This window comes from Corynebacterium sp. P4-C1, assembly GCF_030503595.1.
Lineage (GTDB): Bacteria > Actinomycetota > Actinomycetes > Mycobacteriales > Mycobacteriaceae > Corynebacterium.
In genome coordinates this window covers 1163467-1176952 of sequence record NZ_CP129966.1, presented here as the reverse complement: position 1 = coordinate 1176952, position 13486 = coordinate 1163467, and the positions used below count along the sequence as shown (strand labels likewise).

16 protein-coding genes are annotated in these 13486 nt (G+C 61.7%); 7 read left to right on the top strand and 9 right to left on the bottom strand.

Annotated elements, in window-relative coordinates; genetic code table 11:
* The first annotated feature begins 1 nt into the window (after window position 1).
* Both QYR03_RS05625 and QYR03_RS05620 read left to right on the top strand, forming a co-directional pair.
* Window positions 2–2398, top strand: a complete 2397-nt coding sequence (locus tag QYR03_RS05625) for a 3'-5' exonuclease (protein ID WP_301713217.1) — start codon at window positions 2–4, stop codon at window positions 2396–2398.
* 95 nt (window positions 2399–2493) lie between these two features.
* Complete coding sequence (locus QYR03_RS05620) at window positions 2494–3330, top strand: hypothetical protein (RefSeq protein ID WP_301713218.1); 837 nt, start codon at window positions 2494–2496, stop codon at window positions 3328–3330.
* A gap of 69 nt (window positions 3331–3399) precedes the next feature.
* Here the strand turns inward: QYR03_RS05620 and QYR03_RS05615 are convergent, their stop codons facing one another.
* The 4 genes from QYR03_RS05615 to QYR03_RS05600 all read right to left on the bottom strand — a co-directional run bounded on the left by QYR03_RS05615 (window position 3400) and on the right by QYR03_RS05600 (window position 6092).
* Window positions 3400–4689 carry a hypothetical protein gene (locus QYR03_RS05615; RefSeq protein WP_301713269.1) on the bottom strand — a complete coding sequence of 430 codons (1290 nt, stop codon included), beginning with the start codon at window positions 4687–4689 and terminating at the stop codon, window positions 3400–3402.
* A gap of 256 nt (window positions 4690–4945) precedes the next feature.
* Entirely contained in the window at window positions 4946–5341 is a 396-nt protein-coding gene (locus tag QYR03_RS05610; protein ID WP_301713219.1) for a hypothetical protein, read from the bottom strand.
* Between the two features lie 45 nt (window positions 5342–5386).
* Entirely contained in the window at window positions 5387–5680 is a 294-nt protein-coding gene (locus tag QYR03_RS05605; RefSeq protein WP_301713220.1) for a hypothetical protein, read from the bottom strand.
* Between the two features lie 64 nt (window positions 5681–5744).
* The gene (locus tag QYR03_RS05600) at window positions 5745–6092 is read right to left on the bottom strand and encodes a helix-turn-helix transcriptional regulator (protein ID WP_301713221.1); all 348 of its coding nucleotides are present in this window, start codon (window positions 6090–6092) and stop codon (window positions 5745–5747) included.
* An 81-nt stretch (window positions 6093–6173) separates the two neighbouring features.
* Here QYR03_RS05600 and arsB point away from each other — a divergent pair, with 81 nt between their 5' ends.
* Both arsB and QYR03_RS05590 read left to right on the top strand, forming a co-directional pair.
* Entirely contained in the window at window positions 6174–7280 is a 1107-nt protein-coding gene (arsB, locus tag QYR03_RS05595) for an ACR3 family arsenite efflux transporter (RefSeq protein ID WP_301713222.1), read from the top strand.
* A 13-nt stretch (window positions 7281–7293) separates the two neighbouring features.
* On the top strand, window positions 7294–7716 hold the full coding sequence (locus QYR03_RS05590) for a low molecular weight phosphatase family protein (protein WP_301713270.1): 423 nt from the start codon (window positions 7294–7296) through the stop codon (window positions 7714–7716).
* A 455-nt stretch (window positions 7717–8171) separates the two neighbouring features.
* On the opposite strand, the gene QYR03_RS05585 is transcribed toward QYR03_RS05590, so the two are convergent.
* Both QYR03_RS05585 and QYR03_RS05580 read right to left on the bottom strand, forming a co-directional pair.
* Window positions 8172–8606 carry a DUF488 family protein gene (locus QYR03_RS05585; RefSeq protein ID WP_301713223.1) on the bottom strand — a complete coding sequence of 145 codons (435 nt, stop codon included), beginning with the start codon at window positions 8604–8606 and terminating at the stop codon, window positions 8172–8174.
* A 98-nt stretch (window positions 8607–8704) separates the two neighbouring features.
* The gene (locus QYR03_RS05580) at window positions 8705–9058 is read right to left on the bottom strand and encodes a hypothetical protein (RefSeq protein ID WP_301713224.1); all 354 of its coding nucleotides are present in this window, start codon (window positions 9056–9058) and stop codon (window positions 8705–8707) included.
* A gap of 223 nt (window positions 9059–9281) precedes the next feature.
* Here QYR03_RS05580 and QYR03_RS05575 point away from each other — a divergent pair, with 223 nt between their 5' ends.
* Window positions 9282–10013 carry a biotin--[acetyl-CoA-carboxylase] ligase gene (locus tag QYR03_RS05575; RefSeq protein ID WP_301713225.1) on the top strand — a complete coding sequence of 244 codons (732 nt, stop codon included), beginning with the start codon at window positions 9282–9284 and terminating at the stop codon, window positions 10011–10013.
* A gap of 10 nt (window positions 10014–10023) precedes the next feature.
* The gene (locus tag QYR03_RS05570) at window positions 10024–10467 is read left to right on the top strand and encodes a hypothetical protein (RefSeq protein ID WP_301713226.1); all 444 of its coding nucleotides are present in this window, start codon (window positions 10024–10026) and stop codon (window positions 10465–10467) included.
* A 28-nt stretch (window positions 10468–10495) separates the two neighbouring features.
* Here the strand turns inward: QYR03_RS05570 and QYR03_RS05565 are convergent, their stop codons facing one another.
* From QYR03_RS05565 to budA, 3 genes are read right to left on the bottom strand one after another with little or no spacing between them, the layout of a single operon-like run.
* Window positions 10496–10915 (bottom strand): hypothetical protein, encoded by a 420-nt coding sequence (locus QYR03_RS05565; RefSeq protein WP_301713227.1) that lies wholly within the window; start codon window positions 10913–10915, stop codon window positions 10496–10498.
* Between the two features lie 4 nt (window positions 10916–10919).
* A complete protein-coding gene (locus tag QYR03_RS05560) occupies window positions 10920–11339 on the bottom strand; it encodes a YbjN domain-containing protein (RefSeq protein ID WP_301713228.1) in 420 nt (139 codons plus the stop codon).
* 35 nt (window positions 11340–11374) lie between these two features.
* Window positions 11375–12100, bottom strand: coding sequence for an acetolactate decarboxylase (gene budA, locus QYR03_RS05555; RefSeq protein ID WP_301713229.1), 726 nt, complete (start codon window positions 12098–12100; stop codon window positions 11375–11377).
* A gap of 185 nt (window positions 12101–12285) precedes the next feature.
* Between budA and QYR03_RS05550 the strand changes: the two genes are divergently transcribed.
* On the top strand, window positions 12286–13470 hold the full coding sequence (locus tag QYR03_RS05550; RefSeq protein WP_301979009.1) for a 5-(carboxyamino)imidazole ribonucleotide synthase: 1185 nt from the start codon (window positions 12286–12288) through the stop codon (window positions 13468–13470).
* Window positions 13471–13486 lie beyond the last annotated feature (16 nt).

The following is a 13486-nucleotide window of genomic DNA, read 5'->3' as shown; positions in this document are numbered from 1 at the left end:
GATGGTGACTTTCAGCTTTTACAGCGGGCTGAAACTTGACGGTGCGTTGTACAAGCCGGTGATGAACTTCCTGCAGAAGCTTGCGGAAGACCCGGCCAATCCGTCACTTCGGATCAAGACTCTCAACAACGCCGTGGACAGGCGCGTGCGCACCGGACGCGTCAACGACCAATTCCGGGCAGTTCTCTTCGAGATCAAAGATGCAGAGACGCACCACTTCGTGCTCGTGGACGTCGATTCCCACGATGAAGGCAACGCAAAAGCAAAGCGCCTTGATCCGGCTCGATTGCGCTTGACCGTCAACCCGGTCAACGGCCTCACCCAGCTCATCGAGGAAGAGGCTCCTTCGTCCATGAGCGCCGGATCCACTGGTGAGTCCGAGTCTGAGCGCAAGGCCAAAGCCGCAACCGAAGCGGCACGACAGTTGGCTGCCCAACAGCAATCCGAGGCCGCGTCACTGTCGGAGAAGGCGGGGGTGAACGCGGAGGTCGTCGATAAGCGAATGCCCGCGCCGCGCGTCGAGATGGAGCGAAACGGCTACACCCCGGAGAGCTTGTACAAGGAGCTCGGTGTCGATCAAACTCTCGCAGAGGCTGTGTGGCGCGCCGAATCCGAAGACGAGCTTCAATTGCTTCTCGACGCCCGACCCACCTGGGAACACGACGCCATACTCGGCCTCGTTGCCGGCTACACCGTGGAGCAGGTCCGAGAGTCTCTCGGGTTGGAGAAGCTTGAACCTCAGGAAAGCGCCGTTGACGAAGACGCGCGTTTGCTGGCCGGTCTGCGCCACCCCGCAGCAGAGCTCGATTTCGCCTACGTGGATGACGTGGACACCGATTCCTTGCGGGCAGTCATCGAAGCTGGCTCCTTCGACCAGTGGCGCGTGTATATCCACCCGGAGCAGCGCCGCATGGCGGAGGGGGCACGCAGCGGATCTTCACGCGTGTTCGGCGGAGCAGGCACAGGCAAGACCGTGGTGGCTGTACATCGCGCGAATAACCTCGCACGACGGGCCGTGCCGAACCAGGAACCAGGCGAGCGGGCGCCACGTGTGTTGTTGACAACATTCACCAAGGGGTTAGCCCAAGGGTTGAAATCACAACTCAACGCTTTGAACTCGCGCTATCCCGAGGCTGCGAACCCGGGTGAGGACGGCATTTGGGTGGACAACGTGGATGCAGTCGTCCGTCAGGTGCTTACGTTGGCCTCTCCGGCAGAGACGGAAGCAGCGACGGAACGTGTGCTCGGGGTGCCAGCCTCGCGGGTGCGTCCGTATTTGGAACGCGACGCTGATCAGGTGTGGGAGACCGCGCTTGAGTCTGCCAGCAATGAATTGCCAAGGACGATTGCGAACCGAATGTTCCTGCAACAGGAGTATGAAGGTATCGTCCTTGCGGGAAGAATCACCTCCCAGGCGGAGTATTTGAAGGTGGCACGCACTGGGCGTGGCACCCCGTTGAGCCGCAAGCAGCGCAAACTCGTGTGGGCTGTCATCGAATCAGTCATGCAAACACAGGCTGTGGACGGGCAGCTGTTTTGGCCCACCATGTCCGCTGTCGGTGCCGAAGTGCTCAACGTGCGTTATGAAAACGGTGGTGGTTCACTCTTCGACCATGTTGTTGTGGACGAGGCGCAGGATTTCAATGCCGGGCACTGGCGTTTTCTCCGCGCATGTGTCGCTGAAGGCCCCAACGATATCTTCATCGCGGAAGATTCCCACCAGCGTATCTACGGTCAGCCGCTGACACTGTCCCGCTTCGGAATCTCCACGCGTGGTCGCGCATCCAGCAGACTCACGCTGAACTACCGTACGACCAAAGAGAACCTGGAGTACGCGCTGCAAATCCTGGTGGGTGAGGAGGGGCTTTCCTACCTCGATGCCGAGGGAGAGACCGATTCCGTTGCCGGCTACCGTTCAGCCCGAACCGGTCCGCGACCCTACCTTGTCCGTGTGGGATCTGAAGATCAAGAATTCGATGTGGCAGAGCACTTCATCTCGCAGTGGATGGATTCCGACCGTGACGTCCATATCGGTGTCATGTGCCGCACACGCGGCCAGATCTCTCGCGTGGTCTCAGGTCTAGCCGACAAAGGCATTGACGCTGTAGCTACACGCAATGCCGAGCGCGCATCACACGAGCAGGTGTCCGTTATGACGATGCACGGTGCTAAGGGTATGGAGTTCACCCACGTTCTCCTCATGGGGGTCGGTAAAGAGCTCATGCCCCTGCGGTTCCGGTTGAAGGATCTCTCCGAAGAGGATGCCCGCGAAGCTCTGCAACGGGACCGGTCGCTGCTTTACGTCGCTGCTTCGCGTGCCCGTGACGAGCTTGTCATTACCGCGACTGGCGAACCGTCGGAGCTGCTGCCCGAGTCGGGAAGTGGCGCTGAGTCTTGATGAACCGCTCGAACAAAGATCCGACATAGTGGCGTCCGATGTCGTGCGCGCAGCATAGGATCCGAACTGTTGCTTCCAAAACTGAAGAAGGACGGATGATGAAGCGGATTATCGGTGCCACCTTGGCTAGTTGTGTTCTTTTCCTCGCGGGATGTTCGGACAGCGCGGACCACGCAGAGGAAACCGCAACTCAGGAAACGACTACCGAAGAAACCAATCCAGAGTTTGCACAGATCGGTGACACAATTCCGGTGGATTGCGCGGGCAATGAATGCTCGGGGGAACTGAAGGTCGAAAAGATCCAGCTCGGTGGTGAGTGCGAAGTACCGCTACTTGCGGAGGACGCGCCTGAAGGAATGCAGCTGGTTCAGATCAATGGCGTTCTTACCGCTACGAAGGAAGTGACCGACGACACCGGTGCCGAGCTTGGGGTGTTTCCCGAGACGCCAGTTGCCTGGGATTCTGAGGATTTCAAGACGACAGCTGAATGGGCAGAATTCTGTGATATCCCACAACAGCAGGAGATATGGAATTTCCTCCCTGCGAAAATGGGCGAGAAAGTGAGGATCTACGGTTCCTATCTCATCCCGCAGGGCGCGAAGGAACTCGGAATTGCTAATTCAAAATTCGATCTCTCGAAGGTAGAAAAGCCTGAAGATCAGTCGGCTTCGGAACCGACTTCCAAGAAGACCACGGAGAAGTCAGCGCAGCCGATTGAGGAGACTACCGTTGATCAGCCGTCAGCTGCTCCGGCTGAATCTGAAGATGACCCAGTCGTCGGCTACACCGAGGCGCCGGGTCAGGAGGAGCCGCATGTGATGGAAAAGCAGATCGCTTCTTGTGGTGACCCGAGCATCCACGAGACTGGCACGACCTTCTTCACCGATGGAACCAGCGGCTGGACTCAGAACTGTGCCAATCAGATGATGTAGTTGCCGGTCAATATGAAACCGCAGGGACTCCGCAGTGCGGAGTCCCTTTTTCCTTGCACTCGGTCATATTCAGTGCCACCGCTCCTGGTGCTCAGCGTGGGTGGACAGGTAGGCGCCGGGGTTGAAGATTTCGTCGTAGTAGTCGGTGTCGAGGTGCTGGGCTTGGAGGTAGTTCATGATCCAGACAGTGGGGATGGTGCCGGGGAATTTGCCGAAGGTCTCCCAGATGTAGGTGGCCTGGAGCTTCATCAGTTCGGTGAAGCGCTCGTCGGGCTTGGCGGCCTGGGAACGGATGGCGCGGCTTTCCGTCCACGGGCCCGGGGTGTCGGGGTGGAAGGGGCCGCCGGGGCCGTACTTGCGCTCGAAGAAGGCTTCGACGGCGTCGGCCATCGTGTCGTAGTAGGGCGGGCGGTAAGTCTCGAAGACGTCCTTTCTGCCGATGGCGTCGGGAAGCGGCCACCGCTCGTCCTCTTCGACATCGAAGCCGAGGCCCGGAACGTCGTCGCGCCCGGAGCCGCCGAGGAACGTGAGCCGGTCGATGCCGTCGAAGCTCCACCCGCCGAGGCCGAGCGCGCCGAGGACGAGGTGGCCGAGCAGGGTGGAAGACATCAACTCCGCAGTGGCTTCCGTCTGGGAGTACTGCTCGAGGAAGGAGAGGGGCAGGGGATCGTCGACACGCGCGATGTCGCCGAACTCCTTGATGCCGGGGATCTCGCGGCCGTTGATGTCGTCGTAAATGACGTATTTGTTGCGGGCGAAGAATGCGAGGTTGGCGAGAGTGTGCTGCGCCAGATCGGACACCGGCGCGATGAGCAGTGATCCGGGGTGGTTGGCGATCCAGGTGTTGTGCCCCTCCAGGTAAGGCTCTTCGCGGGGGATGTGGAGGCGTTCGTCGCTAAGCTTGCGCACTCGGCGCAGGACGGAGTTGAGGCGCGCTTCGGTGAAGCCCTCGTTCTCGTTGAAGGGGACTTCCGGAGTGGCGTCGCGCGTGGACAGTGCGTAGGTGCCGGTCTCGTCGGTGAAGAAGAAGTCCGCGATGTGGAAGCCTGCCGCCGACGGGAAAGTGCGGCCAGCGGCACTGCCCGAATAGTCCGGCAGCTTCGGCGCGTAGCCGGGGTGGTGCGTGATGCTGTGGTGCCAGCCCGTCACGCCCGCGACGGTGGCCAGCACGATCGCGCGCTCCAGATCGTTGAGCGGTTGGATGTCGTGCTTGCTCTTGTACGCCAGCGGGCCGGCCGGCACATGGCCTCCTAGAGGGAAGCGGCGGGACCGGCGCCCGTTGATAGCGTCCAGAAGCGGAAATTCGGCTAAGCGGTCGAGGTTTTCGCGGTCTTTATCGGTCAGTTTGATCAGCGGCACATCAGTCATGAAAGTAGACCTTTCAGTCTGGATTGGTTTACTGGTTCTGACTTTCAGGCTATGTGTGCTGCTTGTTTGTGGATAGGGTTTAGATTCAAGGCGCCCTGCAAACTGTAGACCGTTCGGTCTCCGGTGTTGTGCGATGAGAGGGGGCTGAGTTAAACCGTGAGCTGAGAAAAATCGGGGTCATCGAAGTTGTGGCGTGTGCGGTGCTGGTGGCTCTCTTCGTCCCGCACCTCTTTGACGTATTCGTCTGTCATCTCGGGGATCTCGCCACTGTAGTAGCGGTCGTGTTCAATTCGCGCTGACATGAGCAGGTGGAATGCTCCCGATTCGTCGGGGAAGGTGTCTTCACTGCCGCTTCGAGTTCGGGGTTGATCTCCATCAACCATGGTGTCTTCCTCCAGCCATCCGGGTCCTGGATTGTCCAGAGGTGCGCGTAGTACAGGTAGTTATATCCCTTGCTACGCTTTTCGATCTCTTCGAGGTACTCGCCCAAGTACCAGTCGATTGTGGCCTTGCGGGCTTCCTCCTCGATGAGGGGGCCTTCAATGATTTCGGCGATCGGCCAGGAATCGATGCCGGCTGCCTCGTACTCCTCCTGCTTGCATTTCTTGCCGTGCTCGGCGCGCTCTTTCCACTCCTTGTTCATGAATGCGTGTGTGTCGGTGATGTCATGTTCCGGGGTGTAGGGGTTTCAGGTCTTCATGACCTTTTCAACAAAGTCGTACTCGATCATCTTCAGTTCCTTCCTGCCGTGAAGCGGTTGAGAATTGATGACGTCTACGACGCTATTGAGCGGGGCAACCACGAAAATTCTTCTGTCGAACGAAGTGTCGATACGCGGAACATTTTTCCTGCTAGTCGGTTTCGTGCGGACATCATCGGCGGGCAGGGCTTGGGTGGAGGGTGAAGATTGCTGCGATGGCGATGGGGAAAAACAGCTCATTCCGGTGTGCTCCTGTGCTGATTGCGGTTTCGGAGTAGTCATATCAGTAGCTCGCAGCCGCCACTAGGCCGGAACCGGCAGGAAATGCGATCGTTCGTCGGGGTGGCTAGTCCATCTGCAGAACCGTGCGCAGCTCCGCGAAGGGTGCGGGGCAGACCTCGTGGGTGACGGTTTTTCCGCGTCGGGTTTTGGTGAGTAGGCCGGCGTCGGTGAGCTTCTTCAGGTGGTGGGAGACCGTGGGTTGGCTCAGTCCGGATTGCTCGGCGAGTTCGGAGACGCTGATGGGGCCGCAGCCGTCTTCCGCGAGCTGGGAGAGGAGACGTAGGCGTGCCGGGTCGGCGAGCACCTTGAAGAGCTGGGCGTAGCGGTCGGTTTCCTCGTTGGTGAGTGGACCGGCGCTCAGCGAACAGCACGCTGTTGGATCTGCTGCTGGTGGGATGTTCGGGGCGACCATGATTCTCACTCTCTCATATTGACAGGTATCGATAATAGCATTACCTTTCGTATTGATAGTCGTCGATACGAAAGGTGGGCAATGTCCGACCCAGTTGCCGCGCGGGAACCTGCGCGCATGTCATTTCTCGACCGATTTCTCCCTGTGTGGATCATCCTGGCGATGGCGCTGGGGCTTGGGCTGGGGAACTGGTTCCCGGGCTTGAGCGGTGCGTTGCAGAGCATGGAGGTCGGAAGGATCTCCCTGCCGATCGCGCTGGGTCTGCTGGTGATGATGTACCCGCCGTTGGCGAAGGTGCGCTACGACAAGACGAAGGAGATCGCCACCGATAAGCGGCTGATGGTGGTCTCTATCATCCTCAACTGGGTCGTCGGCCCGGCTGTGATGTTCGCGCTGGCCTGGATCTTCCTCGCCGACGAGCCGGAGCTACGCACCGGCCTGATCATCGTGGGCCTGGCGCGCTGCATCGCCATGGTGCTGGTGTGGTCGGACCTGTCGTGCGCCGACCGTGAAGCCACGGCGGTGCTCGTAGCGATCAATTCGGTCTTCCAGGTGCTCATGTTCGGTGTGCTGGGCTGGTTCTACCTGCAGATCCTGCCCAATTGGCTGGGGTTGTCCACCACGTCGGTGAACTTCTCCTTCTGGGCCATCGTGTCCTCGGTCCTGGTCTTCCTGGGCATCCCGCTGCTTGCCGGTGTGCTTTCGCGCATCATCGGGGAGAAGACCAAGGGGCGTACCTGGTACGAAGAGAAATACCTCCCGGCGATCTCCCCATTGGCGCTGGTTGGATTGCTGTACACGATCGTGCTGCTGTTCTCCCTCCAGGGCGAGCAAATCATCGCCCGGCCGTGGACGGTTGCGCGGGTGGCGGTGCCGCTGCTGATCTACTTCGTGGGCATGTTCGCCCTTGGCCTGATCGTGTCCAAGGCATCGGGAATGGGATACGCGCAGTCCGCGTCGGTGGCGTTCACCGCGGCGGGCAATAATTTCGAACTGGCGATTGCGGTGGCAATCGGCACCTTCGGCGCGGAATCGGCGCAGGCGCTCGCAGGCACCATCGGTCCGTTGATCGAGATTCCGGTGCTCGTCGGGCTCGTTTACGTCATGCGCGGCCTCGGCCCGAAGTTGTTCGCCGGCGACCCGACGCTGCCGGAACGGCAGTCGTCCCTGGCAGGCGTATCCGCGTAAAAAGGAGCACATGATGCCAACTACTCCGAAGATCCTGTTCGTCTGCGTCCGCAACGGCGGCAAATCCCAAATGGCTGCCGCGCTCGCGGAAAAGCACGCGGGAGACAAGCTCGAGATCCACTCCGCCGGAACCGAGCCGGGAACGTCGATCAACGCCGAATCGGCGGCGTCGCTGGAAGAAGTCGGCGCGGATATGTCAGGCGGCCACCCGAAAGCCATCGACCCGGAGCTCCTGCGCGCCGCAGACCGCGTGGTGGTCATCGGTGAGGAGGCGCAGTTGGAGCTTCCCGACGATGCGCGCGGGACTCTCGAGCGGTGGGTGACGGACGAGCCGTCGACACGCGGCATCGAGGGCATGGAGCGCATGCGTTTGGTGCGCGATGACATTGACGCGAGAGTCCGCGCACTCGTTGATGACGTGCTCGGGAACGACTAGTTTCCCTGCCGACGCAATCCCTGCCAGGTATTCCTCGGCGTTGCGCGGATCTCCTCTGAAGGGTGCGGCTCCCTTTTGATCTTCGGGTATCCCGGGACCGGCTTGTCGGAGAGTTGAATGACCCCGTGGGGGAAATCGTCGGCGAACACCACATCAGTCCATCCGACTGGGGCTGATCCATAGAACTCAACGGAGTTGTCGCGGGTATCCACGATCGCGGGGCCGTGGCCGAGGACTACGAACTCGGGTTCAGTGTCGAACTCCGGGCACCAGTAGCCGACGACGAGAAAGTCCTTCTACCACTGCGCCTCAGGCAGGAAGCCAGGCCAATTGACATTCGCTTCTTGGAGCGCCTGAATGATGGCCTGTTTTTCTTCGTCTGTCAGGTCGGGCAGTGGCATGGGTGTTTCCCTCGTCTCGGTTCCTTGAACTCACTCTTCCACACGCTCGGGGCATTAGAGACGGACGATGTCCACCCCGGACCACTTTTCGGCCAGGTACTCCGCAGCCACGATGCGGTGGCAGGTGGAGGGGTCGGCCTCGGAGCACAGCAAGGCCGCGTGGTCGAAAGTGGCCTTGGTGGGCATCTCCCGGTCGTCGAATTGTGCGCGGAGCTTGTCCGCGAACTCGTCGAAAGGCAGGCCCTCCTTGCGGTAGGCGTGCATGAGCTCCTCACTCGGTGCGAGTTCCAGAACGTGCTCGTAATCGATGTCAGCGATGGTTGCGAGGAACCACGCGAGATCGTCTTTCTTGGTGAAGCCGGCGAGCTGATTCGTGTTGTGCCGCCGGATGTCCACCACCCGCTTCACACCGTTTTCGCGCAGCAGGTCAAAGAACTCTTCCGCGCTCTTCTGCGAATACCCGATGGTGAAAAGCTTCATGTCCGACATGGCGCCCAGTGTAGGTCTGGTGGTGTGTCTGCGGTGCTTCTGCGGAGTTCTTGCGGAGTGGATGCAAAACCGCAGGGACTCCGCAGTGCGGAGTCGGCTCAGGAATCGTCGTCGGGCAAATCTTCGGTGGCCAGGCTCGGAATCGGTTCGTCGGCAAGCTTGACGCGTCCTTGCGGGTAGTCGTCAGCTGCGAACCATGCGGGACGTCCGTCGAGGGTTGAGCCGAAGAAGTTCACCGAGTAGTCGCGCGTGTCCACAATGACAGGGCCGGGGCCGTCGAGCTGGTAACCAGGAAACTCGTCCATCACGGGGCTCCAGTACTCGGTCACGACATAGGGGCCGTAACGTTCCGCATGATTGTTGAAGCCGGGGTAATCCATAACGTCGTTGGACTCTTGAAGCGCTCGGATGACTAAGAGCTTTTCTTCTTTACTCATGCGTGGCGGGGCCATTGCATTCTCCTTGGCTGCAGGGTGTTTCTGTAGCCGCTGTCCCATTTCACCTCGACATCGTTGTTGCGAGAAGAGGAACGGAGATTCGATTCAGCGCAGGTGATTTATAAAACCGCAGGGACTCCGCAGTGCGGAGTCGGTGCAGTAGTGGTTGCCGTTGAACTTCCTGAGTGCGGTGGTGACGGTGCACGCCTTGGTTCGATGTCTCGATATTCTGGTGCGCATGACAGTTCAGGACATTGCCCGCATCCAGTCCGAGATCGCCGAGTGGTGGAGCGACGTTCGCTTCGTCGAATCGGCGACGTCGACGAACACGGAGCTGCTGGCGTCGGGCGCGCCGGGGCACGTGCTCATCGCCGACCGGCAAACCGGTGGCAAGGGGCGGCTCGGGCGCGTGTGGGAGGCGCCCGCAGGGGCGAGCCTGCTCATGAGCGTCGCCGTGGAACTCACGCACACGGACGATCTCGGCTTGGTGTCGCTGGCCGCGGGCCTGGCCGTGACGGATGTGGTGCCCACCGCGCAGCTGAAATGGCCCAACGACGTGCTCCTGAACGGCAAGAAATTCGTCGGGATCCTCGGGGAGATCGACACCCAGGCCACCCCGCCGCTGCTCGTTGTGGGCATGGGAGTGAACATCGCCTGGCGGGCAGAAGACCTGCCCACGGATTGGTCCACGGCGCTCAACCTTGAGGGCGTGGACGTCGACTGGGACGAATTCGCCGTCGACCTGCTGGGTGCGCTCGGCACACGCCTTGCGCAGTGGCGCGACCGGGACGAAGCGCTTCTCGACGACTACCGCGCTGTGTCGGCCACCATCGGTCAGACGGTGCGCCTGGACACGGTGGACGGGATCGTTGAGGGGGTGGCGGGGGACGTCGACAAGCACGGCGCGATCGTCGTCGACGGAACCAGCTACTCGACTGGCGACGTGACGCACCTGCGCCCCACCGATTAATGTTTGGCCCGTGGCAAAGATCAAGCTCGGTAGGGGAGAAGTCGTCCTGGCGGACATGGCGCCGCCGCTGCGCGGCGCGATCTATCCCTTCCTCGAGCTGATCATCGCGACCGCCCTGTCCTGGATGCTCATCGGGTGGATGGATGCCGCCGCCGTCGACGCAGGCATCCGCAACGCCGTCGTGGGCATCTGGTTCCTCATCGTCATCTGGCGCTTCTTCTGGCCGCTCATCCGCCAACAACGCCAGCGCTTCGTGGTGACCAACAAGCGCGTCATGTATCTCCCCGGCGGCCGCGGGCGCACAGAATCCATCCCGCTCATGCAGATCCGCAACGTGCGCCGGCGCCGCGGCGGCATCGACATCGGCATCCTGGGCTACGGCGAGCCCGTGCATTTCCCCAACGTGGGCAGGGCGCGGCGCGTGGAGGCCCTGATCGTCGAGCAGCTGCGGTAGCGGCACCGCTGTCATAGCGGCACCTCTGTTACTGCGGGTGCTCCTCGCTGTAGCGCAGCAGGGTCTCCGCGACGAGCGTGGCCCCGAGCTCGGCCTCGTCGCGCAGCTGCGCATCGGAGTACTCAACCCCTTTAATGATCCGGTGCTCGGCGTTGATGACGGTCCCGCCCGGCTGCTCCGCGCGGAAGACCACCGGCCACAGCGCACGGTTGTTGAAGTCGCTTATCCAGTTGAGGTCCTCCCCTGCGGACTGGCGCGCCTGGATCATCCCGCCGATCCCGATGTTCTGGTCCTGGTCCACGATGTAGACCGGAACCCCGTTCACCTCGGTCAGCAGGCCACCGGTGGACAGCGGCGAGCAGCTGAAGCCCAGCGCGGAAAGCGCTTCCCCGATGGATTCGACGGAAGCTTCGCGCAGTACCGGTTTCTTCTTTCCGAACAATCCCATGGCTCTACTCCGTTCCTTTAAGCAGTGATTCGATCTGGTCGAGGGCGTTGAAGCCGACCTGCAAGCTTGCGTCGATAAGCGTGTCTAGCTGTGATTGGGACACGCCCTGGGTGAAGTTGAAATGGTTGCGGAAAACGACTGTCGGGCGATCCTCGATGACGTTGGGTACTACTTTGCCGAAGGCGAGGTTGTCGTTCATCGCGTTAATGGCGATCATGGCTGCCGGCATGGCGTCGTCGGCGACTGTCATGTGGGACTGGATGCGGATGGTGAAGTAGTCGCCGTCGGGAACGAAGAAGACGGTGCCTTGCGGAAAGTCCGCGCCCCAGTCGCCGTTGTCCTCCGCGGCAGCGATCTGCAACGTGTCCAAAGCGCTGACGAGCATGCGTGTGGAGAAAGCGGTGATGTCTGTGTTTGAACTCATTGTGCTCCTTGTGGCTTGGTGCGGGCGGGCGGACGTCAGCTCTTCACCTCTGTGGTGTGAATCTGCTCGTCGATATCGTCCGGGGAGAGGTTGCCTGCGGCGAAGTCAGCGGTGAGCGGCAGGTGCAGCTCCATGTCGGTGCCGGGGCACAGCTCGATCACCGCGTCGTCGACCGTGTAGTCGAGCACGTGGCCGCCCGACGTGCGCTCCTCGTCGATGAAATGCACGTGGCAGCCCGGGATGCCGATGCCCTTCGCGTACTTCGGGGTGCGGAAGCCCCCGATGATGCCGCGGACGTCATTGAATGTGATCTCCTTGTCGTCGCCCACCGCGTCACGCATCGGCGGGTACGGCTTGGATTGCTTCGTCACCGTGCGGGTGACAACGCTGCTGAACGTGCCCGTGATGCGCACCGCGTGGAAGTAGTTGCCCGAAGGCTCCAGGTCGTCGATGAATTTGGACAGCTCAGCGCGTTTCATGCCCTTCGGGGCTGGCTCCACGATCTTCGGCACGAAGTTGGTCACCTGCGCGAACGGGCTTTTCTGCTCCAGGTCGGCGATGGTCGCGGTGCCGTCGCTACGCAGCTGGTAGCAGGTGCCGTCAAGAATGATCATCTCCCCGTCCAGTCCGTCGAAGGTGCCCAGGCCGAAATTGCCCTTGGACAGGATCTGCCCGATGGTCATCTCCCCGTCGTAGATTCCGTCGAGTAGCGCGGACATCAGCGAATTCTGGAAAACGGTGTGGCGGCTGAAAGCGTTCATGTGGCCGATGGTAGCTATCTCCGGTGCCCGGGCACGTGCGGCGGGGCGTCGATAAGCGACGTGCGGCAGGCGCTGCTGCGGCGGAGTGCGGCGCGGGCGGGGACTGTGACGGCTAATGGTGGGGCGTGCCTGCTTGTTCACTACAGTGGGCAACCGTGAGTAACGCACAAAGAGATGCCCAGGGAATGCCGATCATCGCGGTGATCGGAGACGGCCAGCTGGCCCGCATGATGCACACGGAGGCGATCGAGCTCGGGCTCGCGCCGCGCGTGCTGGCGGGATCCGAGGACGCGTCGGCGGCGCAGGTCTTCGGCGACGTGCGCATCGGCGACTACACCGATCTGGACGACCTGAAGGCGGTCGTGGAGGGGGCCGCGGCAGCCACCTTCGACCACGAGCACGTGCCTAACGAGTACCTCGATGAGCTGATCGCCGCCGGCGTGAGCGTGCAGCCGCAGCCGCGCGCGCTGATCTACGCGCAGGACAAGCTGGCCCAGCGCCGCAAAATGAAGGAGATCGGTGCGCCGGTGCCCGAATTCGCGCCGATCGAGTCAGCCACCGACGCCGGTGAGTTCTTCGATTCCGTCGACGGCGAGATGTGCCTGAAGGCCACCCGCGGCGGCTACGACGGCCACGGTGTGTGGTTCCCGGGCACGCGCGAGGAAGCGGAAGAGCTCGTAGCGGAGCTCCTGGGGAACGGCACCCCGCTGTACGCCGAGCGCAAGGTCGATTTCGGCCGCGAGCTCTCCGCCATGGTCGCGCGCACCCCGTCCGGCGAGGTCCGCGCCTGGCCGGTCGTGGAGTCCCGCCAACGCGACGGCATCTGCGTTGAAGCGATCGCGCCCGCGCCGGGCATGTCCGACGAGCAGGCCGAGTACTGCCGCGAGCTGGCCATGAAGATTGCCACCGAGCTGGATGTCACCGGCGTACTGGCGGTGGAGCTTTTCGAGTGCGCGGATGAGGAAAAGAGCGTGATCGTCAACGAACTCGCCATGCGCCCGCACAACACGGGCCACTGGACGCAGAACGGTTGCGTGACCAGCCAGTTCGAGCAGCACCTCCGTGCGGTCTTGGACTGGCCGCTGGGGTCCGTCGACACGACCGCGCCAGTCACCGTCATGGTGAACACCTTGGGCGCGGACACCGAGCCGTCGGAGCCGATGGAAGAACGCGTCGTCGAGGTCATGCGCCGCTACCCGGACGCCAAGGTCCACCTCTACGGTAAGGGCCACCGCCCGGGCCGCAAGATGGGGCACGTCAATGTCTCCGGCACGGACTTAGACACCGTGCTGGAGCGCGCCACCGCGGCGGCGGACATCATTGTCAATGGCAGTGGTGCTGCTGGCGGTGCTGGCGGCGGGCAAGAATAGGACATTGCAGGACACA